The organism is Methylosinus sp. sav-2 (genome assembly GCF_004366495.1).
Classification (GTDB): Bacteria; Pseudomonadota; Alphaproteobacteria; order Rhizobiales; family Beijerinckiaceae; genus Methylosinus.
In genome coordinates this window covers 401,480-423,116 of the sequence record NZ_SOEJ01000002.1, presented here as the reverse complement: position 1 = coordinate 423,116, position 21,637 = coordinate 401,480, and the positions used below count along the sequence as shown (strand labels likewise).

Below are 21,637 nucleotides of genomic sequence, written 5' to 3'. Positions count from 1 at the left end.
GGCAACGCCGAAATTACGCCGACCAGCCCGACGGTCTTCTTGTCCATGAACATTCTCTCCCGTGTTACGGTCACGCGATTCCCGCTACTCCATCATGCGGACTTGCTCGACCCGGCGACGACATGAGCCAGCATCGCGCTCCGCAGATGAACGGCTCGTGAATCTCCAAAGCCCTACACTCGTGAGACGCAGTGGCTCGATCATCGCGGCCCGATTTCCGTGGCGCGACATGAGTTGCCCAGCTAATGCGCGTCGCATCGAGTGTGACATCGCTCGCCACCTGCCGAGTCATGCAGCTCCGGCGCCGGAACGACGCCCGCGGTCGCCGCCGCGGAAACTGGCCGCGGCTTGTCCCACCTCGGCCCGTCGCCCAAAACCGGTCCGGACGGCTATCCGCTTTCACGGGTGATCCGTTCCAACTTCCAGGATCGAGGATCGAAATCCTCCCAAGCGACGCGGCAAATTTCATCGAGCCGCATCGCAGTCGCGATCGCGAAGCGTACAATCCGTCCCAACGGAATTGTCAGCTGCGGCGTCAAATCGGATCGCGCGATGATGCGATCGATTTCGTCCTGCGTCGGCCGACGATCACGCTCGTTTCCCTTCCCGACCAATCCCAAACGGTTCAGCGCAATGCGTGCGAGGTCGGTCGGCTCCGTTGAAAGCTGAATGCCGTGAACCGCCGCCGCATGCGGCAAAATCGTCTTGATGTAGCCGAGGTCGATGCCGAGCGTGACGGGACCGGCTCCTTCCTTCGCTCTATCGCGACCGAATTGAATGAGCCGCTCTCGATCGAGCTCCGAAATCTTCAATCGCCCGAGGCGACGCTCGAGAGATTTGAGGCTCGCGGCATTCGACCGGCCGATCCGCTTTCCGACCTCCGCGAGATCGTCTCTATGGAGCCGGACGAGATCGCCGAATGTTCGAGCTCCCTTTCGCGCGCGCTTCGACGGCGACTCGCCGCGGTCGATCCGGCGCTCTATGTCGAGCGCCCACTCCTCGGCGTCGCGCCGGCGGAGAAACGTCTCGTTGACGTTATTTCCCCTTGCGTTGAACTCATGCGCGCCAGGAGCCGGATTTGAGCCTCGTGAAGGTCGCATTTCGTGTGCGGCCTGTGTGCACTGAGAAGTCGAAAAGGAGCGAAAAGTGTCGTATCGAGGCGTCCGGGAGAGTGCACACGATCCGACCTACGGCCTAGAGACCAGGATGACATCGCCTATAAATCAAGAGATTAGATTCTCCGTGGCGCCCATGATGGACTGGACGGACCGTCACTGCCGGTTCTTCCATCGGCTGATGTCGCGCCGCGCGCGGCTCTATACGGAGATGCTCACCACCGGCGCTGTGATCTTCGGCGATCGCGATCGGCTGCTCGGCTTCGACGCGGCCGAGCGCCCGCTCGCGCTGCAGCTCGGCGGGTCCGATCCGGGCGAGCTGGCCAAGGCTGCGCGCATCGCCGAGCCCTATGGTTTCGACGAGATCAATCTCAATGTCGGCTGCCCATCGGATCGCGTGCAGAACGGCGCTTTCGGCGCCTGTCTCATGCTGCGTCCCGATCTCGTCGCCGAATGCGTGAAGGCGATGAAGGATGCGGTCGCGCTTCCCGTCACCGTCAAATGCCGCATCGGCGTCGATGATCAGGAGCCGAAACCCGCGCTGTTCGGCCTCGCCGAGCGCGCCGTCGCCGCCGGCTGCGACGCGCTCGTCGTCCACGCCCGCAAGGCTTGGCTCTCGGGCCTCTCGCCCAAGGAGAATCGCGACGTTCCGCCGCTCGACTACGGCCTCGTCTATGAGCTGAAGCGCGCCTATCCGAACCTGCCGATCGCGATCAACGGCGGCATTGCGACGCTCGAGGATATGCGTTTGCATCTCGCCCATGTCGATGGCGTGATGATCGGCCGCGCGGCCTATCACGAGCCGGAGCTTCTGCTTCGCGTCGATCCAGAGCTATTCGGCGAGGCGGCTCCGCTCGCGGACGGCTTCGCCGCGGTGGAAGCCTTCATTCCCTATATCGAGGCGCAGCTGCAGTGTGGCGAGCGTCTCTCCAACATGACGCGGCATATGCTCGGCCTCTTCGCCGGCAGGCCCGGCGCACGCGCCTTTCGCCGACGCCTCGCGGGCGAGGCGGTGAGGCCCGGCGCCGGCGTCGAGACGCTGCTCTCCGCCGTCGACGAGGTGCGGCGCGCGACGGCGCGCATGGCGGAGGCGGCGAGCGCCTGACGCCTCTCAGCCGCCGCTCGCGAACACGAGCAGCGCCGCGATCTCCGCCGCCTGCTGCGCGCCGCCGAGCACATCGCCCGTGAGGCCGCCGATCTGCCGCTCGGCGAGCTTGGCCGTCGCATAGGCCGCGGCGATGGACAGCGCGCCGGCGAGCACAGCCGCGACCGGCGAGACTCCGAGCGCGATCGGCAGAATGGAGAAGGCGCTCGCCAGCAGCGCCGCCGTCTGCAGCGCTTCCTTGAACGGCCGCATGGCGGCGTGTCCGGCCCCGTCCGCACGCGCGGGCGCGAGGATCATGATCGGCAGCAGCCCGGCGGTGCGCGAGAGCGACGCTGCGAAAATGAGAATGGCGGCCGCCTCGAAGACTCCGCGCTGCGCGATCGTCGTCAGCGCGCCGAGGCGCAGCGCCAGCGAGAGCATCAGCGCGAGGGCGCCGTAGGAGCCCAGCCGGCTGTCGCGCATGATCTCGAGCTTCTCCTCCCGCGTCACGCCGCCGCCGCAACCATCGGCGAGATCGGCGAGGCCGTCCTCATGCAATGCGCCGGTGACGACGACCAGCGCCGCCAGCGCCAGCGTGGCGGCGAGGAACGGCGGCAGGCCGAGCGCATGGGCGGCGAGCAGCGTCCAGGCCGGCGCGAGGGCGATCAGCGCGCCGGCGAGCGGCAGCGCCCGCACCGCGGTGCGAAAGTCCGGCATCTCATGCCCCCGCGGCGCAGGAACCGGCAGGCGGGAGTAGAAGCGCAGGCAGGCGAGGAAATCGTCGATGAAGGGGCGGAACATGCGCCCCCTCATGAAGCCAAAGAGGCGATTTGTCGAGAAGGGGCGATTTCGGCCGTCGCCACGGCGCGGCCTCCGATTTCCGCCCATGCCACGCGTCGCCGCGCGGCCGGCGCGGCGCAGACAGACGCCCCATTATTTCGGCGAGAAGAAGGGACCGGCGCGCTCCGCCGGTCCCGCGAACGTCAGTTCAGCGTCTTGCCGCCGGCGGCCTTGCAGGCCTCCTCGGACTCGACGAAGGCCCAGCCCTTGCCTTTGCAAGCGTTCATGCCCTTGCAGGCGTTCTTGGGGCTGTGGCAGTCGCTCTTGCCTTTGCAGCTGTTGGCGCCGATGCATTGCACCTTGCCGGGAGTCGCCGCGATGGCGGTCGTCACGGCGCCGGCGAGCGCGAGAGAGACGGCCGCTATGGCCAGGGCCGTTCCGTTGCGAATATTGTCTTTCATGTTTCCTCCCCGAGGGGTGTCGGCCTCTTTGGGCTTCGACCGCGCCTATCTGTCGTGAATCCGCCGCAGGGGCAAGGGCGCAGACGGCTCGCCCGCGTGACTTTCGCGCCGCAAAATGGCAGAACTCGCCCCGCCTGCGGCGACGGGCCGCATTCGGAGCCTCTCATCCATGTCGATCCTCGAATCGGTCCGCAAATCGCTCGTCCCGATCCATCCTGAAGGCTATATCTTCATCGCCGCCTTCGCCATCGCCGCCCTGCTGCTGCATTGGATTTCCTCGACGCTCGGCTGGGTCGGCTTCATCGCCACCGCCTGGTGCGTCTATTTCTTCCGCGATCCGCAGCGCCTCACGCCTTTGCGCGAGGGACTCGTGGTGTCGCCGGCGGATGGCGTCGTCTGCTCCATCGGCTTCTTCCTGCCGCCGGCCGAGCTCGGCCTCGGCGCGGAGCCGATGCAGCGCGTCTCCATCTTCATGAGCGTTTTCGACGTGCATGTGAACCGCGCCCCCATCACCGGCCGCATCAGCAAGGTCGCCTATAAGCCCGGCATCTTCCTCAACGCCGATCTCGACAAGGCGAGCGAGGACAATGAGCGCAACGGCATCGTCATCGACGCGCCCTCGGGCCGTTATGGCGTGGTGCAGATCGCCGGCCTCGTGGCCCGGCGCATCGTCTGCTTCGTGCAGGATGGCGAGCCGATCGGCGTCGGCGACCGTTTCGGCCTCATCCGTTTCGGCTCGCGCGTCGACGTCTATATGCCGACCGGGGCCAAGCCCCGCATCGCCGTGGGCTCGCGCGCCATCGCCGGCGAGACCATTCTGGCGGATGTGAACTCCACCGCCGCCCCTCTGAGCTTCAAGGCCGGCTGAGCCGTCGCCGCGACAAAGGCCTCCCCAATGACCGAACCTTCGTCCTTCGACGCCGGCCCCGAGGGCCGCGACGCGCAATTGTCGCCCTCGGAACGGCGCCGCCTGCGCTTCCGCAACATTCCGATCCGCGTGGTGCTGCCCAATCTGGTCACGCTGCTGGCGCTCGCCATGGGCCTCACCGCCATACGCTACGCCACGGAAGGCAAGTTCGACACGGCCGTCACCGCCGTCATCGCCGCCGCCGTGCTGGACGGTCTCGACGGGCGCATCGCGCGCGCGCTCAAAGGCACGTCGCGTTTCGGCGCAGAGCTCGACTCGCTCGCCGATTTCGTCGATTTCGGCGTCGCGCCGGCGCTTCTGCTCTATCTCTGGTCGCTGCACGAGATCAAAGGATTGGGCTGGTTCGCGGCGCTCGTCTTCGCCATCGCCTGCGCGCTGCGCCTCGCCCGCTTCAACGTCACCGTGGACGATCCCGGACGCCCGGCTTGGCATTCGGACTTCTTCGTCGGCATGCCGGCGCCGGCTGGCGCGGTCGCGGTTCTGCTGCCGCTCTATCTCAATCTCTCGGTCGTCGACCTGCCCGGCTCCAAGGCGCTGGTGCCGCTGTTCATCGTCTATGTGCTGGGAATCGCCTTTCTGATGGCGAGCCGCATTCCGCATTTCTCCGGCAAGCGCATCGGCCGCATTCCGCGTGAATATGTCATTCTCGTGCTGTTCTGCGTCGGCGTGACGGCGCTGCTGCTCGCCATCTATCCGATGGAGACCTTGGTGCTGGCGAGCCTCGCCTATCTCGTCGCCATCCCCTTCGGCGTGAAGCGCTATAAGGAGCTGGAGCGGCAGGAGGCGGAGAAGACGCGCGGCGCCTGAGCGGGCTATTTCGCGAAGGCCTTCGCGCCCGCCACTGCGGCGATAACGCCGACAGTGACGAAAACGAGCGGGAGCTCCACGGTCTCGCCGAGAAACAGAGCGGCGAGACCGAGGCCGAGCAAAGGCTGGAGCAGTTGCAACTGCCCTACGGCGGCGATGCCGCCCAGCGCCAGCCCGCGATACCAGAAGACGAAGCCGATCAACATGCTGAACAGCGCCACATAGGCGAGCGCGACCCAGGCGCGCGGCGGCGTGGCGAGCAGCCCCTCCGGCGCGCTGACGGCGGTCCAGACGAGCATCGCCGGCAGCGAGAGCGCCAGCGCCCAGCAAATCACCCGCCAGCCGCCGAGCCGGCGTGACAGCAGCCCTCCTTCGGCATAGCCGAAGCCCGCGACGAAGATCGCGCCGAGCATCAGAAGATCGCCCGAGGAAATCGCGCCGTCGCTCCGCATCCCGGCGAAGCCGGCGACGAGCGCGCCGCCGGCGAGCGCACAGAGCCAAAAGCCCGGCCGCGGCCGCTCGCCGCCGCGCAGCACGCCGAAAGCCGCCGTCGCCAAGGGCAGCAGCCCGACGAAGACCAGCGAATGCGCCGAGGTCATGCGCGTCAGCGCCAGCGCACTGAGCAGCGGAAAGCCGACCACCACGCCCAAAGCCACGCCGACGAGCGAGAGAAGCTCGCTACGGCTCGGCCTGCTCTCGCGGAAAAGCGTCAACAGGCAGAGCGCGATCAGCCCGGCGATGGAGGCGCGCGCGCCGGTCAGAAACAAGGGATCGAAGCCCCCGACGGCGACGCGCGTCGCCGGCAGCGATCCGCTGAAGATCAAGACCCCGATCGCGCCGTTCAGCCAGCCTTCCGTCGTCCTATCCATATCGAAACATCCTTTCCTCATCGGCGAAGGATCGGACGGAGCCTCTTGCTCGGCCAGAGACAGACGGATACAATTTTCATAAACTGTTTCGACAATATCCGTGAACTGTGCTGCCTTTGGAGGCAATACGCTTGACCGAAACATCCTCGGCGCCGAAACGGATCGAACCCAGACGGATCGAGCTGGTGATGACGACGATCCGCGAGCGGATCGCGGCGCGCCAGCTGACGCCCGGCGCGCGCCTCCCCTCGGTGCGGCAGGCGGCGCGGTCGATGGGCGTTTCCGTCTCCACAGTGGTCGAGGCCTATGAGCGGCTCGCCGCCGAGGGCGTCATAAGGTCCCGCCCCGGCTCCGGCTTCTATGTCTCAGCGCCACTCGCGCCGCTGGCGCTGGGCAAGATCGGCCCGCGCCTCGATCGCGAGGTCGATCCGCTCTGGATGTCGCGTCAATCGCTGGAGGCCGGCGAGGGAATGCTCCGCCCCGGCTGCGGCTGGCTGCCGGCCGAATGGATGCCCGAGGCGGCGCTGCGCCGGGCGCTGAAAGCCGTGGCGCGGGGGAGCGCCGCCTCCCTCGCCGATTATTCCGAACCGCTCGGCCTCGCTCCGCTGCGCGGCTTTATCGCCCGCCGCCTCGGCGAGCGGGACATAGCCGCCGCGCCCGATCAGATTCTGCTGACCGGCTCGGGGACACAGGCGATCGACCTCGTCTGCCGTTTTCTGATCGAGCCCGGCGACACGGTGCTGATCGACGATCCCTGCTATTTCAACTTCCGCGCTCTGCTGCAGGCGCATCGCGCCGACATCGTCGGCGTGCCGATGACGCCGAACGGCCCCGATCTCGAGATTTTCGCGCAAAGCCTCGCGCAAAAGCGGCCGCGCCTCTATCTCACCAATGCCGCCGTCCACAATCCGACCGGCGCCGCCATCTCCTCGACGACGGCGCATCGGCTGATGGCGCTCGCCGAGCCCGCCGGCCTCATCATCGTCGAGGACGATATTTTCGCCGATTTCGAAACCGCGCCGACGCCTCGCCTCGCCGCTTTCGACGGACTTCGCAACGTCATTCAGATCGGCAGCTTCTCCAAGACTCTCTCCGCCGCGGCGCGTTGCGGCTATATCGCCGCCCGCCCCGATTGGATCGAGCAGATCGCCGATATCGGCCTCGCCACGCAATTCGGCAGCCCGCGCCTCTCGGCCGAGATCGCGCTGACGCTGCTGAAGGACGGCGGCTATCGCCGCCATCTCGAGGCGCTGCGCGCGCGGCTCACCGGGGCCATGACGGCGACGATCCGCCGTCTCGAAGCGCTCGGGATCACGCCCTTCGTCGAGCCCAAGGCCGGCATGTTCGTCTGGGCGCGCCTGCCGGGCGAGGCCGACGCCTCGCAGATCGCGCGGCTATGCCTCGCGGAGGGAATCGTGCTCGCGCCCGGCAACGCCTTCAGCCTCGGCCAGACGGCCCGCGACTATCTGCGCTTCAACGTCTCGCAATCGGACGATCCGCGCATCTACGACTCCCTGGCGCGCGCGCTGCGGGCGAGCGCGCCACCGATGCGGGCCGCTGGCTAGAGCAGGGCGTGCGACCATCTGGCGCTTGCCGTCCCGCCGCCGCCTGGACATAGTGGCGCGCGGCCGAAAAAGCCGCCTTCCGACGCGCGAGCGTCGGGAAAAATAAACAAAGATCGGGAGGGGAGCGAAACAGCGCTTCGAAGAGAGGCGGTTTCGCTCTAGAACGTCGGCTCGAGAGGAGAGACTGCGCCTTTAAAAAACGGCGCCGTCGCGGTTCGCGTCATGTTCATCAAAATACTCGGATCGGGCGCCGGCGGCGGCTTCCCGCAATGGAACTGCAATTGCGCCAATTGCCGAGCCGTGCGCGAGGGCAAGCCCGGCTTCTCGGCGCGCACGCAATCCTCGCTCGCGGTCAGCGCCAATGGCGTCGATTTCGTGCTGCTCAACGCCTCCCCTGATTTGCGCCAGCAGATCGCGCATGCGCCGCAACTCTCGCCCGGCCCGCATGACGGCCTGCGCGCGAGCCCGATCAAATCCGTCGTGCTGACCAATGGCGACGTGGACCACGTCGCCGGCCTGCTCAATCTGCGCGAGGCGCAGGCATTCTCCATCTATTCCTCAGGGCGCATTTTGAATGTGCTCGCCGGCAATCGCATCTTCGACATTCTGGTCCCCGAATTGGTGACGCGCGTCGAATTTCCCTTCGACGAGGCGATCCCCTTGCATGGCGCCGGCGTCGATCTCGGCCTCGCGGTGAAGGCGTTTCCCGTGCATGGCAAGATCGCGCTCTGGCTCGAGGACAAGAGCGTCGCGGGTTTCGGCACGCAAGTAGGCGACACGCTCGGCGTCGAGATCATCGAGACGGCGACGGGCAAGAGCTGCTTCTATATTCCCGGCTGTGCGAACATCGACGAGCCGCTGAAGGAACGTCTGCGCGGCGCCAGCCTCGTCTTCTTCGATGGAACTTTGTTCCACGAGAATGAAATGATCGAGCAAGGATTGCTCGGCAAGACCGGCTCGCGCATGGGCCATGTCAATATGAGCGGCGATGACGGCTCGATGAAAGCCTTCGAGGATCTGTCCGTCGCGCGCAAGATCTATGTGCACATCAACAACTCCAATCCGACTCTCGACGCATCGTCGAAGGAACGCGCGATCGTGAATGCGGCCGGATGGGAGATCGGCGCGGACGGCATGGAGGTGACGCTATGAACGACTTCTCGACGGCCGAGTGGCATGACGCGCCGCCCTTGTCGAAGGAGGCCTTCGAGGCCGCGATCCGCGCCGTGGGCGAGGAGCGCTATCACGACAAGCATCCGTTCCACAAAATGCTGCATGGCGGAAAGCTGAACAAAGGCCAGGTGCAGGCCTGGGCGCTCAACCGCTATTGCTATCAGGAGGCGGTGCCGCGCAAGGACGCCGCCTTCATGAGCCGCGTCCACGACCGCGAATTGCGGCGCGAATGGATTCACCGCATCCACGATCACGACGGATTGGGCGAGGAAGGCGGCGGCATAGAGCGCTGGCTCGTGCTCACCGATGGACTCGGCCTCTCGCGCGACTACGTCACCTCGCGCAAGGGCGCGTTGCCGGCGACCAAATTCGCCGTCGAGGCCTATGTGCGCTTCGTCGTCGAGCAGCCGCTCGTCATAGCGGTCGCGTCATCGCTGACGGAGCTGTTCGCGCCGGCGATCCATCGCGAGCGCATCGCCGGAATGCTCGAGAATTACGATTTCGTCGACGATTCCGTGATGGCCTATTTCAAGCGCCGCCTCGCCCAGGCGCCGCGCGACAGCGATTTCGCTCTGTCGTATATTCTCCAGCACGCCTATACGCGGGCGGAGCAGGAAGCCTGCGTCGGCGCCGTGCGCTTCAAATGCGACGTGCTCTGGGCGCAGCTCGACGCGCTGCATCAGGCCTATGTGACCGGCCTCATCCCGCCCGGCGCGTTTACGCCGGGAGAGAAGTGAAGGACGAGAGAATGAGCGAAGCGCGTTTCATTGTGGCGCCGGAGTCGAAGCCGGCCTTCACGCGCTATTCGCGCCTGCACGAGGATGTCGTGCGGCAGCGCAAGGTAATCCTCGCGCCCGAACGCGCCTATGAGCTCGACCCGATCGGCCTCGCCGTGCTCGGCCATGTGGATGGCGTCGCCAGCGTCGCCGAGATTTCGCAGCGTCTCGCGCAGACCTATTCGGCGCCCGTCGATGTGATCCAGACGGATGTGGTCAAGCTGCTGCAAGGCCTCGCCGACAAGCGCCTGCTGCGCGACGGGCCGGACGCATTTTCGCCCCCTCCCCTCTCGCAGACAGCGAAATCCTATGCGCCTTTCGAGCGCGGCCCGGCGGGCCTGCTCGCCGAGCTGACGCATCGCTGTCCGCTGCAATGCCCCTATTGCTCCAATCCGCTCGATCTCGAGCGCGCCAATACGGAGCTCACCTCCGGCGAATGGGGCGACGTGTTCCGACAGGCCGCCTCCATCGGCGCGCTGCAACTGCATCTCTCCGGCGGCGAGCCGACCATTCGCCGTGATCTCGAGGAGATTCTCGCCCACGCCGTCGACGCCGGCCTCTATACCAATCTCGTGACATCCGCCGTGCTGCTGACGCGCGAGCGTTTGGCGCATCTCGCCGAGATCGGCCTCGATCATGTGCAGGTCTCGGTGCAGGATGTGGTCCCGGAAAGCTCCGACCATATTTCCGGCTATGAGGGCGGCGTCGCCAAGAAGCGCGACGTCGCGCGCTGGGCGCGGGAATTGGGCCTCGGCCTCACCATCAATGCGCCGATCCATCGCCAGAACATCGACCATCTGCCGCAGATCATCGATTTCGCGGTCGAGGTCGGCGCGCAGCGGCTCGAGGTGGCGCATATTCAATATTACGCCTGGGCGGAAGTGAACCGCGCCGCGCTGATCCCGACGCGCGAGAAATTCCTCGCCACGGTCGGGATCGTGGAAGAGGCGAAGAAGCGCCTGCAGGGCGTGCTCAATTTCGATTTCGTGATCCACGACCATTACGCCTCGCGCCCCAAGGCCTGCACGGGCGGCTGGGGTCGCAGCATCATGGTGGTGACGCCCTCCGGCAAGGCCCTGCCCTGCCACGCCGCGCAGACCCTGCCGGGCCTTTCCTTCGACAATGTGCGCCAGCGCCCGCTCGGCGACATTTGGCGCAATGGCGCGGCCTTCGAGGCCTTCCGCGGCGAGGAGTGGATGCAGGAGCCCTGCCGCAGCTGCGACAAGCGCGAGATCGACTATGGCGGCTGCCGCTGCCAGGCGCTGGCCGTCACCGGCGACGCGGCGGCGACCGATCCGGCCTGCCATCGCTCGGCCCATCACGAGGAATTCGCCGCGCTCGGGCAGAACGAGTCGCTGCTGCCGGCGCCGGCTTTCGTCTATCGCCGCCTCGGCGGGGCGGACCGCAAGGAGAAGGCGCTGGACGAGCAGCCGGCCTGAGCCGCCGGTCACTCCCTGCTAATCATGTCCCACGCTCGCGCTGGAGGGACGAGGACGGCGCTCCATTTGACCCTTTCGGCCGGTTTTGCGGCCAAGGGGGTCCAAAATGTCACGAGCAGATTTGGGCGCGCGTCAGATCGGCGCGCTTTTCGTCGCGTTCTCGGCGCTGGTCTTCTTCACGATAGTGGCGCTGATGGAGCGCGCCTGCGCCGCGCCGCCGCCGGCCTATCGCATTCCGCTCTTCGCCCAATGCGGGCTCGAGGGGCTGACGCCCGAGCCGGGGACGGAGAAGCTGGCCGCGCGCGTGACGCGCGAGGGACGCTCCGCCGCCTTCCAGAGCTGGGCGGCCTCGACGCGGCCGGTGACGCCGGCGCTGCTGGCCTTCGGCCCGCGGCAGGACGCCTTTCCGGCGGCGCTCTCGGCCGGGGCCGATCGCAAGGCGCGCTATTGTCCCTCGGGCGCGCGGCTGTGAGAGCTTCGGCTCAGGCCGCCTTGCGCTCCAGCGCATGCAGGCAGGAGACGATGGCGCCGATGGAGGCGAAATTGCGACGGCGCAGCATATGCTCCGGGAACTGGACGCCGAAAGCGTCCTCGAGCGCGAGCATGATCCTGACTGCCGCAAACGAGGTGAGGCCGAGCTCATAGAGGTCGGCGTTGGCCGCAATGTCGCGGGCCGGCACGGGCAGGCGTCCATTCTCGTCGATCGCTTGCCGAACGAGGTCGATCACTTTTACTCTCCGCTTCTCGCTGCGCGCGGGGGCCGCCCCCCGCCGTCGCAGATCACGATCATTCGGCGACAATTCGACGCGATGATCGTAAACCCAACGCTAAGATCGCGCCGTTTGGATGAATGTGGCGTGAACCGGGCGGCCCCTCCAATTGTGTAGGTTAGGAAATCCTTTCTTTTTCGGGAATTACTTATGGCCTATAGCGTGATCCGCCATTGCCCGGCGCGGTTCGGCCCTCTATGTTCCCCTGCATCGATTTTCGGCCGGCGACTTGGGCGCGCTTCGGAGACGGAGCCGCTGACGACCTCTCCCTACATCGATCGACCCGGCCCCGCGCAGGCGGGCCTTCTCCTCTATGTCTGGAGAGACAAATGGCGACTGGAACGGTTAAGTGGTTCAACGCCCAGAAGGGCTATGGCTTCATTCAGCCGGATGGCGACGACAAGGACGTGTTCGTCCACATCAGCGCGGTGGAGCGCGCCGGCCTGCGCGATCTGCGCGAAGGCCAGAAGGTGAGCTTCGAGATCGCTCAGGACCGCCGCACCGGCAAGTCCTCCGCGGACCAGCTCAAGGCGCTCTGAGCCATTGATCTGAACCTTTGAACGAGAGGGTCGTCGCTCCGCGGCGACCCTTTTGCATTTTGCATGGTTCTTCTCTCGAGGCGTTCTTGTCTCGAGGCCGGCGCCTTTGCTACAGTCGCGCCTATGCGCCTCGCGCCTTCGTCCCGCATTCTCGCCGCCATGCTCGCGGCCGCGTTGCTCGCCGCTCCCGGGGCGCTCGCCGCCGGGGCGGAGCGTCCGCTCACCGAGCAGCAATATCTCGACATTCCCGGCATAGGCCGCGTGCCGATCCCACTGCCGCCGGGCGCGCGCGTGTTCTCGCCGCAGCGTCGGCCCACAGCCCCGGTCGAGCCAGAGCTCGCGCCCGAGCGGGCGCCGCAGACGGCGCGCGACTCGCTCGACGATCTCATCCGCCGCCTCTCCCTCGCCGAGAGCGAGGAGGAGGAGAGCGCCCTCGCCCAGGCGATCGGCCGGCTATGGGCGCGCTCCGCCTCCCCCACCGTCGATCTCTTGATGCGCCGCGCGCTGGTCGCGGTCGGCATTGGCGCGGATTCGCTGGCGCTCGATCTCTTCGACCGCATCGTCATTCTCGAGCCGGAATGGGCGGAGGCGCTGGTCGGCCGCGCCAATATCCGCATCGCGCTCGGCGATCTCGACGGGGCGGAGCGCGATCTCGAATCCGCCCTGCGGCTGGAGCCGCGCCGTTTCGATGCGCTCGGCGCATTGGGCGCGCTGCGTGAGCGGGCCGGCGCCGCGGCGCGCGCGCTCGAGGCCTATCGCCGCGCCCGCGCGCTCGATCCGCGCCGCGAGGAATGGCGCAAGGCGGAGGAGCGGCTGCGATTGGAAGTCGAGGGCCGCGACATCTGAGCGGCGCGCGCGTTCCCCCCGCCGAGCCGTGACGCGAGCGAGCCGAGGAGCGATGATATGGCGCAAAACGAGATTTCGCAGGAAGCTTTGAGCGCGGAGGCGCTCGCGCAGCTCTTCACCGAGGCGCGCACCCACAACGGCTGGGCGGATCGCGAGGTTCCCGACGCCCTGCTCCAGCAGGCGCTACGGCTCGCGCTCTTTGGGCCGACCAGCGCCAATTGCCTGCCGGCGCGCTTCCTCTTTATACGTTCGGCGGAGGCCAAGGCGCGGCTGGCGCCGGCGCTGTCCCCCGGCAATCTCGACAAGACGCTCGCCGCGCCGGCGACGGCGATCGTCGCCCATGACACGCAATTCTACGAGCATCTGCCGCGCCTCTATCCCGCGACCGACGCGCGCGCCTGGTTCGTCGGCAACGCCCCGCTCATCGAGACGACCGCTTTTCGCAACGGCACGCTGCAGGGCGCCTATTTCCTGCTGGCGCTGCGCGCCGTCGGGCTCGACGCCGGGCCGATGAGCGGCTTCGACAATGCGAAGGTGGATGCCGAATTCTTCCCTGGCGGGACGGTGAAATCCAATTTCCTCATCAACATCGGCTATGGCGATCCGGCGAAACTCTATCCGCGGGGTCCGCGTTTCGCCTTCGAGGAGGTCGCCTCGATCCTGTGAGGCGCGATCCTCGACAAATGAGGAAACGCCCATGGTTTCGCTGGTTTCGCCGGGCCGAGCGCAAGCGCTGCTCGGTCTCGCGCGCATTTTCGTCGCTCTGCTGTTCCTTCAGCATGGAACAGCCAAGCTCCTCGGCTTTCCGCATGTGGCCATGTTCGATGGGCTGAAGCTCGTCTCTCTGCTCGGCCTCGCCGGCGCGATCGAAATTCTCGGCGGCCTGCTGCTTCTGCTCGGCCTCTTCACCCGGCCGACGGCGATCGTGCTCGCGGCGGAAATGGTCGTCGCTTATGTCGTCGGCCACGCCGCCCGCGGCGCTCTGCCGATCCACAATGGCGGCGAGCTGGCGCTCGTCTATGGCGTCGTCTTTGCGCTTTTCGCACTCGCCGGCCCCGGCCGCTTCGCCCTGGATCGATCCGTTCATGAGGGGGCTTGACAGCTAGGCGACAGATTCTCGCAACCTGTGTCATTTCAGTCACAGAAAAGTAATTCTGTGACAAATATATTGCAAAATACATAAACGTTTATTTGAGACTTTAGTATAGATTACATCGAAATATTGATGCGGCATACTTGGCGCCCCGGCGCGGAACTAGGCAAAATCCGGCGCTGGCGCTCTCGCCACTATTTGATCACAACTCACCCTTACCGCGGGTCTACTCGACAGTCTCGACCGAGCTCGGTCGGCTGTCGGGAGAGAAACGGCAAGGGGGATAGCGCATTGAAACAATGGATCATCGGAGCGGCGATTTTTGCAGGTTCGACAGCGACGGCGGCGGGCCAATCCTGGGTGGGGAAGGCCTCCTACTACGGCTATCATGGCCGGACGGCGAGCGGGGGCCATGTGGGGGCGCTGACGGCGGCCCATCGCAGCCTTCCCTTCGGCTCGCGAGCGCGCGTGACCAATCTCGGCAATGGCCGTTCTGTGGTCGTCACGATCAATGATCGCGGTCCCTTCGTGCATGGGCGGGTGATCGACGTCTCCACCCATGCGGCGGAGAGCCTCGGTTTCCGTTCGGCGGGCGTCGCCCGTGTGAAGGTGGAGCGGGTCGCGGGCGAGTAGCTTCGGCCCCACGCAGAGACGCCGTCGTTCCCGGCGGGAAATCCCGAGCTATAGACGCGCTATCGCTCGGGATTTCCGATCGCTCGCCGCGCGATCGTCTGGAGCGACGCCGTCCCTCTCGCCGACCGTGAGCTATGGTAAACGGCGATTTCTCAATTGGCCGCAAACACAGGAGTTTGGCTTAGGCAAATGTTAAATCGCCTCGCCTATAGAAGGAGGGTCGAGTGATCGTGAGAGTATGCGAGTAACAAAATGACCGAGACGCATCGTCCGCGTGTCAAATATGTCATCGGTCCCGATGGCAGCCCATTGACCGTCGCGGATCTGCCGCCGCCCACGACCAAGCGTTGGGTGATACGCCGCAAGGCCGAAGTGGTCGCGGCGGTGCGCGGCGGGCTCCTCTCCCTCGAGGAGGCTTGCACCCGCTACACGCTGACGGTGGACGAGTTTCTGAGCTGGCAGATGTCGATCGACCAGCATGGTCTCGCCGGATTGCGGACGACCCGCCTTCAGCAATATCGCATGTGATTTCGGCGCCCGATCGCGGCGCCTCTTTAAAAACGCAGAGCCGGCGCGCCTTCGAGGCCGCCGGCTCTTCGTCGTTTCAGGGCCTTTTTCGCCCGCTCGAGTCTTTCCGGGTTTCATTGAAACACGGAAAGACTCTCGGCCTTTGTTTTGACCGCGTTTCCAACGCCGAACCGGTGTCCACTTCGGCTGAAAACGCTCTCGGCCGTCAGCTCTCGCTATCGGCGCGGCCGCGCAATGTCTCGGCGAGACGTCCGCGCTCGAACACCAGCACGACGACGAGCGCGAACAGCAGCGGGACGATGAGATAGAGCAGGCGGAACACCAGGAGCGCCGTCAGCACCTTGAGCCGCGGCACATCCGGCATGGCCTTGATGAAGATGAGCTCGAACACGCCGAGCCCGCCGGGCGCGTGGGAAACCAGCGCCGCCGAGAAGGACAAGAGGAAAGTGCCGAGCACGACGATATAGGGCGTGCCGCTGCCCTCCGGCAGAGCGAAATAAATAATGCCGGCGGCGCCGATCAGTTCCAGAGGCGCGGCGAACATCTGCCGGATCATCACCTCGGGCCGCGGATACATCACATGGATCTTGCCCAGATCGATCGGCTTGAAGTGCATCAGCGAGCCGATGACATAGAGCGCCACGGCGCCGAGGCAGGAGAGGCCGATGATCAGCGCCGTATGCTCGTTTGTGAGCATCTCCGGCAGCATGCCGGAAAGGCGGCCGAGCAGGCTGGGCTGATAGGTGAGCAATATGCCGGTGAGCAGCACTGTGCCCAGGCCGAAAGTGTAGGAGCACAGCACCACCAGCACCGCCACCTGACCGGCCGTCAGGCCCTTGGTGGAATAGGCCCGGTAGCGCACCACGGCGCCGGAGAACACCGAGGCGCCGATGTTGTGCGAGAGCGCGTAGGTGGTGAATGAGCACAGCGAGATGAACACCATGGAGATGTGCTTCACGCCGAGGTGCAGCAGCGCGATCCGATCGTACCAGGCGAGCGCCGCATAGGCGAGCAGAGAGCAGAAGCCGGCCGCGATCCAATGGGAGACGGAAATGGCCCGAAGATCGGCCCAGACCTCCTCGCCGACCGACTCCCCGCGAAATTCGCCATAGAGAAGATAGAAAGAGGCGATGACCGCCGCCAGCCCGACGAGGGGCCAGACATATTCCAAAATTTTTTTCATGGGGCGCTGCGGGTTCGGCGCTCCCGGTGCGGAGCGCGCGCTCTCACTGGCATGGCCACGCCGCGACCGCAAGCCTGAATGCCGGCTGTGGCGGTCGGCTGTAGCTTGTCCGCCGCGCAGGGGCTGCTAATCTCGCGCGGTTATTTCAGTGAGCGAGTGGCGGGGACGATTATGGCCGGTTTTTCGATCCTCGGCCTTCCGGGGCCGGAGTTTTTGGCCCTCTATGCGGGCGTGGCGGGGGTAACGCTCGGCCTTTCCTTTCTCTTCATCCGCGCGGCAGATCCGACGCGCGACATGGCCCGGCTGAAAGTGCCGAGCGAGCCCGACGCCATCGCGCTCGCCTATCTCTCGGGCGGCGTCAATAATGTCATCCGCACGCTTTTGTTCGATCTGCGCCAGCAAGGCTATGTGGGCATAACCGACGGGCGGCTGGAGCGGGCCGCCGGCCCCCAGTCCGGCCGCGTGCTGGACGCCCGCTCGGCGCGCGTGCTGATGGCGCTTTCGGCGCGGCCGACGCCGGCCGAGCTCTTCGCCGATGCAGCGCTGGCGGCCGATATAGAACGGCTCTGCGCGCCAGAGCGGCGGCGCCTCGTCGAGAATGACCTGCTCGCGCCGCTCGGCGTCGGCCAGACCGCCGGCACGGCCTTTATCCTCGGCTCGATCGTCCTCCTCGGCCTTGCGGCCAGCAAGCTGGCGGCGGCGCTCCTCGCCGGCCATCGCAATGTGATCTTTCTCATCTGCCTGGCGGCGGCCGCCGAAATCTTCCTCTGGATACTGACATCCGCCGCCCGCAAGCGCATCGCCAGCGCGCGCGGGACAGCCTATCTCGCGGCGATCAAGCGCGCCTATGGGCGCCGCCTCTCCGAAAAGCTCGGCCAGGCGAAATCGCGCCCCGCCGGAGCAGCGGCTTTCGACGCCGGCTCGCTCTTCCTCGTCTCGATCTTCGGCTATGAGGCGCTGAAGGGCGCCTTAGAGCCGGAATTCGTCAGCCTGTTCAAGAAATCGGCGAGCGATTCCTCCGGCTCCTGCGGCTCGTCCTGCAGCGGAGACGGCGGGGGCGGTTGCGGCGGTTGCGGCGGCGGCGACTGAGCCGCATGGGGGAGCCCGCAGGGCTGCGCGCCGGCCTCGGCTATCGGCCGCAATTCTGCGCCGATCTCTTCGCCAATCGCGAAAAGATCGAGATCGTCGAGATCATCGCCGACCATTATCTCGACGCCTCGCGGGAAAAGCGCGCCGAGCTCGATCTCCTCGCCGATCATTTCCCCATCGTGCCGCATGGGCTCGATCTCTCGCTCGGCTCCGCGGAGGGCGTCGATCCCTCCTATTTGCGAAAGCTGGCGGCCCTCGTCGCCCGGCTCGATCCGCCCTGGTGGAGCGAGCATCTCGCCTTCACCAAGGCGGGCGGAATCTCCATCGGCCATCTCGCCGCCCTGCCCTACACGCAGGAGGCGGCGGAGGCGGTGGCGCGCAATGTCGAGACCGTGCGCCGGGCGATACCCACTCCGCTGATCCTCGAAAATCCGACCGTCATCGCGCTCGTCCCCGGCGGCGAGATGGACGAGGCGGGTTTCCTCACCCGCGTGCTGGAGCTGACCGGCTGCGGCTGGCTCTGCGACGTCACCAATCTCTACACCAACGCCGTCAATCAGGGCGTCGATCTCGAGGCCGAGCTCGACCGCTGGCCCTTCGAGCGCGTGGTCCAATTCCACATCGCCGGCGGGCGGCGGCTGCGCGGCCTGCTGATGGACAGCCATGACGCCCCGGCGCCGCCGGAAATCTGGAGCCTGCTCGAGAAAATCCTACCCCGCGCGCCGAATGCGCGGGCGGTGGTGCTGGAGCGGGACGAAAATCTGCCGCCCTTCCGCGATCTCCTCGAGGAGGTCGCGCATGCGCGCGCGATCGGCCGCCTATGCCGCTGAAGGAGACGCAGGCGCTGCTGGCTCTTCTCTATACGGACGAGACGTTCCGCGAGGCCTTCTTCCGCGCGCCGCTCGAGCGCGCGCGGCAATTCGGGCTCGGCGAGGCGGAGGCCGAGAGCTTCGCCCGCATCGATCCCGCCGCCGTCGCGCGCTTCGCCGATTGCCTGAAGGGAAAACGGACGCTCGACGCGCGCAAGACGCTGCCGCTGACCTATAGAGCGCTGGGCGCGCGTTTCGATCGCGCGCTTTTCGCCGCTGTCTCCGGCCCGCCGCGGCCAGGGCGCCATCGCGCCGATGCGGAGGCGCTCGCAGGGCGCCTCGCGCGCGCCGAGCCCGCCTGGATCGGCGATCTCGCGCGTTTCGAGCTGGCCTTCGTCGAGGCGGGCGCGCGCCACAATTGTTTTGCGCTGAGATTCTTCCGCTATCCGGTCGCCGAGATCGCGGCGCAGCTCGCATGCGGCGCTGCGCCGGGCGCGGCGAGGCGTCCCAGCGTCGGCGTCTGGCTGCGGCTTTTCGGCTCCCGCCTGTTCTATTTTCTGGCCTGAGCCAGAAAGACCTCAGACGCGCCGTTCGGCGACGAGATCGATGACGCGATCGCCGCCACGGTCGCGGGCTTCCTGGCCCTGCGCCTTGCCCAGCTCCTCGGCCGCGTCCTTCATATGCGTCTCCGCCTCGACCAGCTGGTCCTTGAGATCGGCGACAGAACGCAGGAGATTGTCGCGACGGGTGCGCGCGGCCTGAGCATAGGTCGGATAGGCGAAGTGATTGGGGTCGGTGATATTGGCCCGCTGCTCCTCATGAGCGATCTCGCGATCGAGATCGCCCGTCATGCGGGTGAATTCGGCGATCATCGTCTGCAGCTGCGCCACGCGGCGCCGGCACTCTTCGGCGTGAAAACGTTTCAGCCGAACCAAGGCATCTCGCGACTTCATGACACTACTCTCCGGCACAAGTTACTTACGACGCATGCGAACACAATCGCTTTTCCGCGAGACGAGCGGAAATATGGCGCAAGGAGGTTGCTCGAGTGTTACTGCCCGACGTTTCTGCCGGCCAAACAAAAAAGCGCCGTAATTTCAATCATCCCACTCGGCCAGTCGGAGCCGCGCCCTATATAGATCGCCGCGGACGAAGCCCGTCCTGAGGTTTCTGGCACGGAGAGGAGGCGGAGATGAGACGCGCCCATGCAGTCATTGCGGCGGCCGGGATCGCCGCGCTCCTTTCGGCGGCGCCGTCGGGCGCCGATCATGTGGGGACGCATAAGGTCCTCCTGCCTGGCGACATTCCCTTTACGGCCGGACCGCCGTCGCTGCCCGCCGGGGCGGAGGCCGCTATCCTCTATGGCGACCCCGCCAAGGAGGGCATGTTCGTGATGCGGCTGAAGGCGCCCAAGGGCTACCGCATTCCCCCGCATACGCATCCCAAGGCGGAGGTCGTCTCTATCGTTTCCGGGCGCATGCGGCTCGGCCTCGGACAGGCGGCGGATCGGGCCAGCGTCGAGGAGCTGCCGGCGGGCGCCTTCTCCATCATGCCGCCGGGCGTGGCGCATTACGCCTTCTTCGATGCGGAGACCGTGCTCCAAATCGACGCCATGGGGCCTTGGAGCATAGATTACGTCAATGCCAAGGACGATCCGCGCAATCAGATCGCGCCGGCGCAAAGGTGAGCGGCGCGGCCGTCAGCTCGCCAGCTCCTTCAGCCCACGGCGGATGAGCGCGCCGGTGTCGGCCCCCTCGCCGATCGCCTCGAGGCTCTTGGCGACGGCCGCCGCCGCCTGCGGGCGCCCATAGCCGAGATTGACCAGCGCCGAAATGGCGTCCTGCGCCGCCTGGGGCGCCGCCGCCGGCTCCTCGCCCGAGAGCCGCGCCATCACCGGATCGATTCCGGCGAAGGCCGGGGCCTTGTCCTTCAGCTCGGCGACGATGCGCGCCGCCAGCTTGGGGCCGACGCCGGAGGCGCGCGCCACCATCGCCTTGTCCTGCCCCGCAATGGCCGAGGCCAGCTCGCCCGGCGAGAGAATGGACAAAATGGCGAGCGCCACTTTCGAGCCCACCCCCTGCACGCTCTGCAGCAGGCGGAACCAATCGCGCTCGGCCTCCGACGAGAAGCCGAACAGCCGTATGGCGTCCTCGCGCACCTGCGTCTCTATGGAGAGCGCCGCCGCCTCGCCCACAGGCGCGAGCTTTTGCAACGTGCGCGCCGAGCAATTCACCACATAGCCGACGCCATGCACGTCGAGAATGACGTAATCCTCGCCATAGGAATCGACGATTCCCTTGAGCTTGCCGATCATCTCGCCCCCGCGATGAAGGCCGATCCGATGCGTCCCCCGAGCGATGGGATGACGCTTCCCTCATCCTGAGGAGCGGCCGCAGGCCGCGTCTCGAAGGACGAGGGAAGCGTCACGCGGCGCCCAATGGAGCTCGCCCTCGTGCTTCGAGACGGTCGCTTCGCGACCTCCTCAGCATGAGGGCGAGGATGATTGTCCATGGCCGAGCCGCGCCCGGACCACGAGCCTTCAGGCTCGCACATCGCCCCGCGCGAGACGCTCATCGCGCCCCCGCAGCGAGCTTGCGCGCGGCGGCGCGGCCGGCGCGATGATGGGCGTGGCAGATGGCGACGGCCAGCGCATCGGCGGCGTCGGGACTCTCGGCCCGGCTCAGCGGCAGCAGCACGCGCACCATCATGCCGATCTGCGCCTTATCGGCGTGGCCATTGCCGACCACGGTCTTTTTGACGACATTGGCGGCATATTCCTCCACCTCGAGCCCGGCGAGCGCCGGCGCCGCCAGCGCGACGCCCCGCGCCTGTCCGAGCTTCAACGCCGATTGCGGATCGCGATTGACGAAAGTCTCCTCGATCGCCGCCTCATGCGGCGCATAATCCTCGATGATGCGCGCGAGGCCGCGCTGCAATTGCGCGAGCCGCTCGCCCATGGAGGCGTCGCCGTCCGAATGCAGCGAGCCGCAAGCGACAAAGGAGAGCCGCGAGCCGCGCGACGCCTCGACGAGCCCCCAGCCCGTGTTGCGAAGGCCCGGGTCTATGCCGAGAATGCGAATCGTCTCTTCCGTCATGGCGGGAGGTTAGGGGGAAAGGGCGGCGAGGGGTAGCGGCGTCTCTCGCGTCGGG

At 66.6% G+C, this 21,637-nt stretch carries 27 protein-coding genes; 18 read left to right on the top strand and 9 right to left on the bottom strand.

Features of this window, described 5'->3' with window-relative positions; translation table 11 throughout:
- Positions 1–389: 389 nt before the first annotated feature.
- Positions 390–698 carry a hypothetical protein gene (locus tag EDE12_RS22085; RefSeq protein WP_198022751.1) on the bottom strand — a complete coding sequence of 103 codons (309 nt, stop codon included), beginning with the start codon at positions 696–698 and terminating at the stop codon, positions 390–392.
- Between the two features lie 508 nt (positions 699–1,206).
- Between EDE12_RS22085 and dusA the strand changes: the two genes are divergently transcribed.
- On the top strand, positions 1,207–2,220 hold the full coding sequence (gene dusA, locus EDE12_RS08290) for a tRNA dihydrouridine(20/20a) synthase DusA (RefSeq protein ID WP_084768370.1): 1,014 nt from the start codon (positions 1,207–1,209) through the stop codon (positions 2,218–2,220).
- Between the two features lie 6 nt (positions 2,221–2,226).
- Here dusA and cobS read toward each other — a convergent pair whose 3' ends face one another.
- Together cobS and EDE12_RS08280 are read right to left on the bottom strand one after the other, a co-directional pair.
- On the bottom strand, positions 2,227–3,000 hold the full coding sequence (gene cobS, locus EDE12_RS08285; RefSeq protein WP_134188037.1) for an adenosylcobinamide-GDP ribazoletransferase: 774 nt from the start codon (positions 2,998–3,000) through the stop codon (positions 2,227–2,229).
- A 182-nt stretch (positions 3,001–3,182) separates the two neighbouring features.
- The gene (locus tag EDE12_RS08280) at positions 3,183–3,440 is read right to left on the bottom strand and encodes a hypothetical protein (RefSeq protein WP_024879160.1); all 258 of its coding nucleotides are present in this window, start codon (positions 3,438–3,440) and stop codon (positions 3,183–3,185) included.
- A gap of 169 nt (positions 3,441–3,609) precedes the next feature.
- Here EDE12_RS08280 and EDE12_RS08275 point away from each other — a divergent pair, with 169 nt between their 5' ends.
- Entirely contained in the window at positions 3,610–4,308 is a 699-nt protein-coding gene (locus EDE12_RS08275; protein WP_026598042.1) for a phosphatidylserine decarboxylase, read from the top strand.
- A 27-nt stretch (positions 4,309–4,335) separates the two neighbouring features.
- The gene (gene pssA, locus EDE12_RS08270) at positions 4,336–5,175 is read left to right on the top strand and encodes a CDP-diacylglycerol--serine O-phosphatidyltransferase (protein ID WP_051592358.1); all 840 of its coding nucleotides are present in this window, start codon (positions 4,336–4,338) and stop codon (positions 5,173–5,175) included.
- Positions 5,176–5,180: 5 nt separating this feature from the next.
- Here pssA and EDE12_RS08265 read toward each other — a convergent pair whose 3' ends face one another.
- The gene (locus EDE12_RS08265) at positions 5,181–6,044 is read right to left on the bottom strand and encodes a DMT family transporter (RefSeq protein ID WP_026598040.1); all 864 of its coding nucleotides are present in this window, start codon (positions 6,042–6,044) and stop codon (positions 5,181–5,183) included.
- Between the two features lie 188 nt (positions 6,045–6,232).
- Here EDE12_RS08265 and EDE12_RS08260 point away from each other — a divergent pair, with 188 nt between their 5' ends.
- The 5 genes from EDE12_RS08260 (at position 6,233) to EDE12_RS08240 (ending at position 11,469) form a co-directional block, all read left to right on the top strand.
- Positions 6,233–7,609, top strand: a complete 1,377-nt coding sequence (locus EDE12_RS08260; protein WP_051465502.1) for a PLP-dependent aminotransferase family protein — start codon at positions 6,233–6,235, stop codon at positions 7,607–7,609.
- Between the two features lie 222 nt (positions 7,610–7,831).
- Positions 7,832–8,761 (top strand): pyrroloquinoline quinone biosynthesis protein PqqB, encoded by a 930-nt coding sequence (gene pqqB / locus EDE12_RS08255; RefSeq protein WP_026598038.1) that lies wholly within the window; start codon positions 7,832–7,834, stop codon positions 8,759–8,761.
- A complete protein-coding gene (gene pqqC, locus EDE12_RS08250) occupies positions 8,758–9,519 on the top strand; it encodes a pyrroloquinoline-quinone synthase PqqC (RefSeq protein ID WP_024879154.1) in 762 nt (253 codons plus the stop codon). Before pqqB ends, pqqC begins: the two co-directional genes overlap by 4 nt.
- An 11-nt stretch (positions 9,520–9,530) precedes the next feature.
- Positions 9,531–10,997, top strand: a complete 1,467-nt coding sequence (gene pqqE, locus EDE12_RS08245) for a pyrroloquinoline quinone biosynthesis protein PqqE (RefSeq protein WP_026598037.1) — start codon at positions 9,531–9,533, stop codon at positions 10,995–10,997.
- Between the two features lie 106 nt (positions 10,998–11,103).
- Complete coding sequence (locus EDE12_RS08240; RefSeq protein ID WP_134188036.1) at positions 11,104–11,469, top strand: hypothetical protein; 366 nt, start codon at positions 11,104–11,106, stop codon at positions 11,467–11,469.
- A gap of 10 nt (positions 11,470–11,479) precedes the next feature.
- On the opposite strand, the gene EDE12_RS08235 is transcribed toward EDE12_RS08240, so the two are convergent.
- Positions 11,480–11,725 carry an acyl carrier protein gene (locus EDE12_RS08235; RefSeq protein WP_024879151.1) on the bottom strand — a complete coding sequence of 82 codons (246 nt, stop codon included), beginning with the start codon at positions 11,723–11,725 and terminating at the stop codon, positions 11,480–11,482.
- Positions 11,726–12,096: 371 nt separating this feature from the next.
- Between EDE12_RS08235 and EDE12_RS08230 the strand changes: the two genes are divergently transcribed.
- From EDE12_RS08230 to EDE12_RS08205, 6 genes are all read left to right on the top strand, one after another.
- A complete protein-coding gene (locus tag EDE12_RS08230; protein ID WP_018264633.1) occupies positions 12,097–12,306 on the top strand; it encodes a cold-shock protein in 210 nt (69 codons plus the stop codon).
- A 63-nt stretch (positions 12,307–12,369) separates the two neighbouring features.
- Positions 12,370–13,152 (top strand): hypothetical protein, encoded by a 783-nt coding sequence (locus EDE12_RS08225; protein WP_166671840.1) that lies wholly within the window; start codon positions 12,370–12,372, stop codon positions 13,150–13,152.
- Positions 13,153–13,209: 57 nt separating this feature from the next.
- Positions 13,210–13,818 carry a malonic semialdehyde reductase gene (locus EDE12_RS08220; RefSeq protein WP_026598036.1) on the top strand — a complete coding sequence of 203 codons (609 nt, stop codon included), beginning with the start codon at positions 13,210–13,212 and terminating at the stop codon, positions 13,816–13,818.
- A 31-nt stretch (positions 13,819–13,849) separates the two neighbouring features.
- The gene (locus EDE12_RS08215) at positions 13,850–14,251 is read left to right on the top strand and encodes a DoxX family protein (protein ID WP_026598035.1); all 402 of its coding nucleotides are present in this window, start codon (positions 13,850–13,852) and stop codon (positions 14,249–14,251) included.
- Between the two features lie 285 nt (positions 14,252–14,536).
- Complete coding sequence (locus tag EDE12_RS08210; RefSeq protein WP_024879147.1) at positions 14,537–14,878, top strand: septal ring lytic transglycosylase RlpA family protein; 342 nt, start codon at positions 14,537–14,539, stop codon at positions 14,876–14,878.
- 252 nt (positions 14,879–15,130) lie between these two features.
- Positions 15,131–15,406 (top strand): DUF1153 domain-containing protein, encoded by a 276-nt coding sequence (locus EDE12_RS08205; RefSeq protein WP_018264629.1) that lies wholly within the window; start codon positions 15,131–15,133, stop codon positions 15,404–15,406.
- 205 nt (positions 15,407–15,611) lie between these two features.
- On the opposite strand, the gene EDE12_RS08200 is transcribed toward EDE12_RS08205, so the two are convergent.
- Positions 15,612–16,589: a UPF0104 family protein gene (locus EDE12_RS08200; RefSeq protein WP_026598034.1), complete on the bottom strand. Its 978-nt coding sequence runs from the start codon at positions 16,587–16,589 to the stop codon at positions 15,612–15,614.
- Between the two features lie 171 nt (positions 16,590–16,760).
- Here EDE12_RS08200 and EDE12_RS08195 point away from each other — a divergent pair, with 171 nt between their 5' ends.
- Genes EDE12_RS08195 through EDE12_RS08185 form a run of 3 tightly spaced genes read left to right on the top strand, consistent with a single transcriptional unit; the run spans position 16,761 to position 19,053 of the window.
- Positions 16,761–17,678 (top strand): TIGR04222 domain-containing membrane protein, encoded by a 918-nt coding sequence (locus tag EDE12_RS08195; protein ID WP_166671839.1) that lies wholly within the window; start codon positions 16,761–16,763, stop codon positions 17,676–17,678.
- A gap of 5 nt (positions 17,679–17,683) precedes the next feature.
- Entirely contained in the window at positions 17,684–18,508 is an 825-nt protein-coding gene (locus EDE12_RS08190; protein ID WP_026598033.1) for a DUF692 domain-containing protein, read from the top strand.
- Positions 18,499–19,053: a hypothetical protein gene (locus EDE12_RS08185; RefSeq protein ID WP_026598032.1), complete on the top strand. Its 555-nt coding sequence runs from the start codon at positions 18,499–18,501 to the stop codon at positions 19,051–19,053. Before EDE12_RS08190 ends, EDE12_RS08185 begins: the two co-directional genes overlap by 10 nt.
- A 12-nt stretch (positions 19,054–19,065) precedes the next feature.
- Here EDE12_RS08185 and EDE12_RS08180 read toward each other — a convergent pair whose 3' ends face one another.
- Positions 19,066–19,440, bottom strand: coding sequence for a flagellar export protein FliJ (locus tag EDE12_RS08180; RefSeq protein WP_024879142.1), 375 nt, complete (start codon positions 19,438–19,440; stop codon positions 19,066–19,068).
- A gap of 239 nt (positions 19,441–19,679) precedes the next feature.
- On the opposite strand from EDE12_RS08180, the gene EDE12_RS08175 reads away from it, so the two are divergent.
- Positions 19,680–20,174 (top strand): cupin domain-containing protein, encoded by a 495-nt coding sequence (locus EDE12_RS08175; protein WP_026598031.1) that lies wholly within the window; start codon positions 19,680–19,682, stop codon positions 20,172–20,174.
- Between the two features lie 12 nt (positions 20,175–20,186).
- On the opposite strand, the gene ruvA is transcribed toward EDE12_RS08175, so the two are convergent.
- Positions 20,187–20,801, bottom strand: coding sequence for a Holliday junction branch migration protein RuvA (ruvA, locus tag EDE12_RS08170; RefSeq protein ID WP_026598030.1), 615 nt, complete (start codon positions 20,799–20,801; stop codon positions 20,187–20,189).
- Between the two features lie 256 nt (positions 20,802–21,057).
- Positions 21,058–21,582 carry a crossover junction endodeoxyribonuclease RuvC gene (ruvC, locus tag EDE12_RS08160; RefSeq protein WP_026598029.1) on the bottom strand — a complete coding sequence of 175 codons (525 nt, stop codon included), beginning with the start codon at positions 21,580–21,582 and terminating at the stop codon, positions 21,058–21,060.
- Between the last annotated feature and the right edge of the window lie 55 nt (positions 21,583–21,637).

What these genes read in the sequence shown, in the direction of transcription:
- dusA (WP_084768370.1), top strand. Translation starts at nt 1,207, where the DNA reads ATGACATCGCCTATAAATCAAGAGATTAGATTCTCCGTGGCGCCCATG.
- cobS (WP_134188037.1), bottom strand. Translation starts at nt 3,000, where the DNA reads ATGTTCCGCCCCTTCATCGACGATTTCCTCGCCTGCCTGCGCTTCTAC.
- EDE12_RS08280 (WP_024879160.1), bottom strand. Translation starts at nt 3,440, where the DNA reads ATGAAAGACAATATTCGCAACGGAACGGCCCTGGCCATAGCGGCCGTC.
- EDE12_RS08275 (WP_026598042.1), top strand. Translation starts at nt 3,610, where the DNA reads ATGTCGATCCTCGAATCGGTCCGCAAATCGCTCGTCCCGATCCATCCT.
- pssA (WP_051592358.1), top strand. Translation starts at nt 4,336, where the DNA reads ATGACCGAACCTTCGTCCTTCGACGCCGGCCCCGAGGGCCGCGACGCG.
- EDE12_RS08265 (WP_026598040.1), bottom strand. Translation starts at nt 6,044, where the DNA reads ATGGATAGGACGACGGAAGGCTGGCTGAACGGCGCGATCGGGGTCTTG.
- EDE12_RS08260 (WP_051465502.1), top strand. Translation starts at nt 6,233, where the DNA reads ATGACGACGATCCGCGAGCGGATCGCGGCGCGCCAGCTGACGCCCGGC.
- pqqB (WP_026598038.1), top strand. Translation starts at nt 7,832, where the DNA reads ATGTTCATCAAAATACTCGGATCGGGCGCCGGCGGCGGCTTCCCGCAA.
- pqqC (WP_024879154.1), top strand. Translation starts at nt 8,758, where the DNA reads ATGAACGACTTCTCGACGGCCGAGTGGCATGACGCGCCGCCCTTGTCG.
- pqqE (WP_026598037.1), top strand. Translation starts at nt 9,531, where the DNA reads ATGAGCGAAGCGCGTTTCATTGTGGCGCCGGAGTCGAAGCCGGCCTTC.
- EDE12_RS08240 (WP_134188036.1), top strand. Translation starts at nt 11,104, where the DNA reads ATGTCACGAGCAGATTTGGGCGCGCGTCAGATCGGCGCGCTTTTCGTC.
- EDE12_RS08230 (WP_018264633.1), top strand. Translation starts at nt 12,097, where the DNA reads ATGGCGACTGGAACGGTTAAGTGGTTCAACGCCCAGAAGGGCTATGGC.
- EDE12_RS08225 (WP_166671840.1), top strand. Translation starts at nt 12,370, where the DNA reads ATGGTTCTTCTCTCGAGGCGTTCTTGTCTCGAGGCCGGCGCCTTTGCT.
- EDE12_RS08220 (WP_026598036.1), top strand. Translation starts at nt 13,210, where the DNA reads ATGGCGCAAAACGAGATTTCGCAGGAAGCTTTGAGCGCGGAGGCGCTC.
- EDE12_RS08215 (WP_026598035.1), top strand. Translation starts at nt 13,850, where the DNA reads ATGGTTTCGCTGGTTTCGCCGGGCCGAGCGCAAGCGCTGCTCGGTCTC.
- EDE12_RS08205 (WP_018264629.1), top strand. Translation starts at nt 15,131, where the DNA reads ATGACCGAGACGCATCGTCCGCGTGTCAAATATGTCATCGGTCCCGAT.
- EDE12_RS08200 (WP_026598034.1), bottom strand. Translation starts at nt 16,589, where the DNA reads ATGAAAAAAATTTTGGAATATGTCTGGCCCCTCGTCGGGCTGGCGGCG.
- EDE12_RS08195 (WP_166671839.1), top strand. Translation starts at nt 16,761, where the DNA reads ATGGCCGGTTTTTCGATCCTCGGCCTTCCGGGGCCGGAGTTTTTGGCC.
- EDE12_RS08190 (WP_026598033.1), top strand. Translation starts at nt 17,684, where the DNA reads ATGGGGGAGCCCGCAGGGCTGCGCGCCGGCCTCGGCTATCGGCCGCAA.
- EDE12_RS08185 (WP_026598032.1), top strand. Translation starts at nt 18,499, where the DNA reads ATGCCGCTGAAGGAGACGCAGGCGCTGCTGGCTCTTCTCTATACGGAC.
- EDE12_RS08180 (WP_024879142.1), bottom strand. Translation starts at nt 19,440, where the DNA reads ATGAAGTCGCGAGATGCCTTGGTTCGGCTGAAACGTTTTCACGCCGAA.
- EDE12_RS08175 (WP_026598031.1), top strand. Translation starts at nt 19,680, where the DNA reads ATGAGACGCGCCCATGCAGTCATTGCGGCGGCCGGGATCGCCGCGCTC.
- ruvA (WP_026598030.1), bottom strand. Translation starts at nt 20,801, where the DNA reads ATGATCGGCAAGCTCAAGGGAATCGTCGATTCCTATGGCGAGGATTAC.
- ruvC (WP_026598029.1), bottom strand. Translation starts at nt 21,582, where the DNA reads ATGACGGAAGAGACGATTCGCATTCTCGGCATAGACCCGGGCCTTCGC.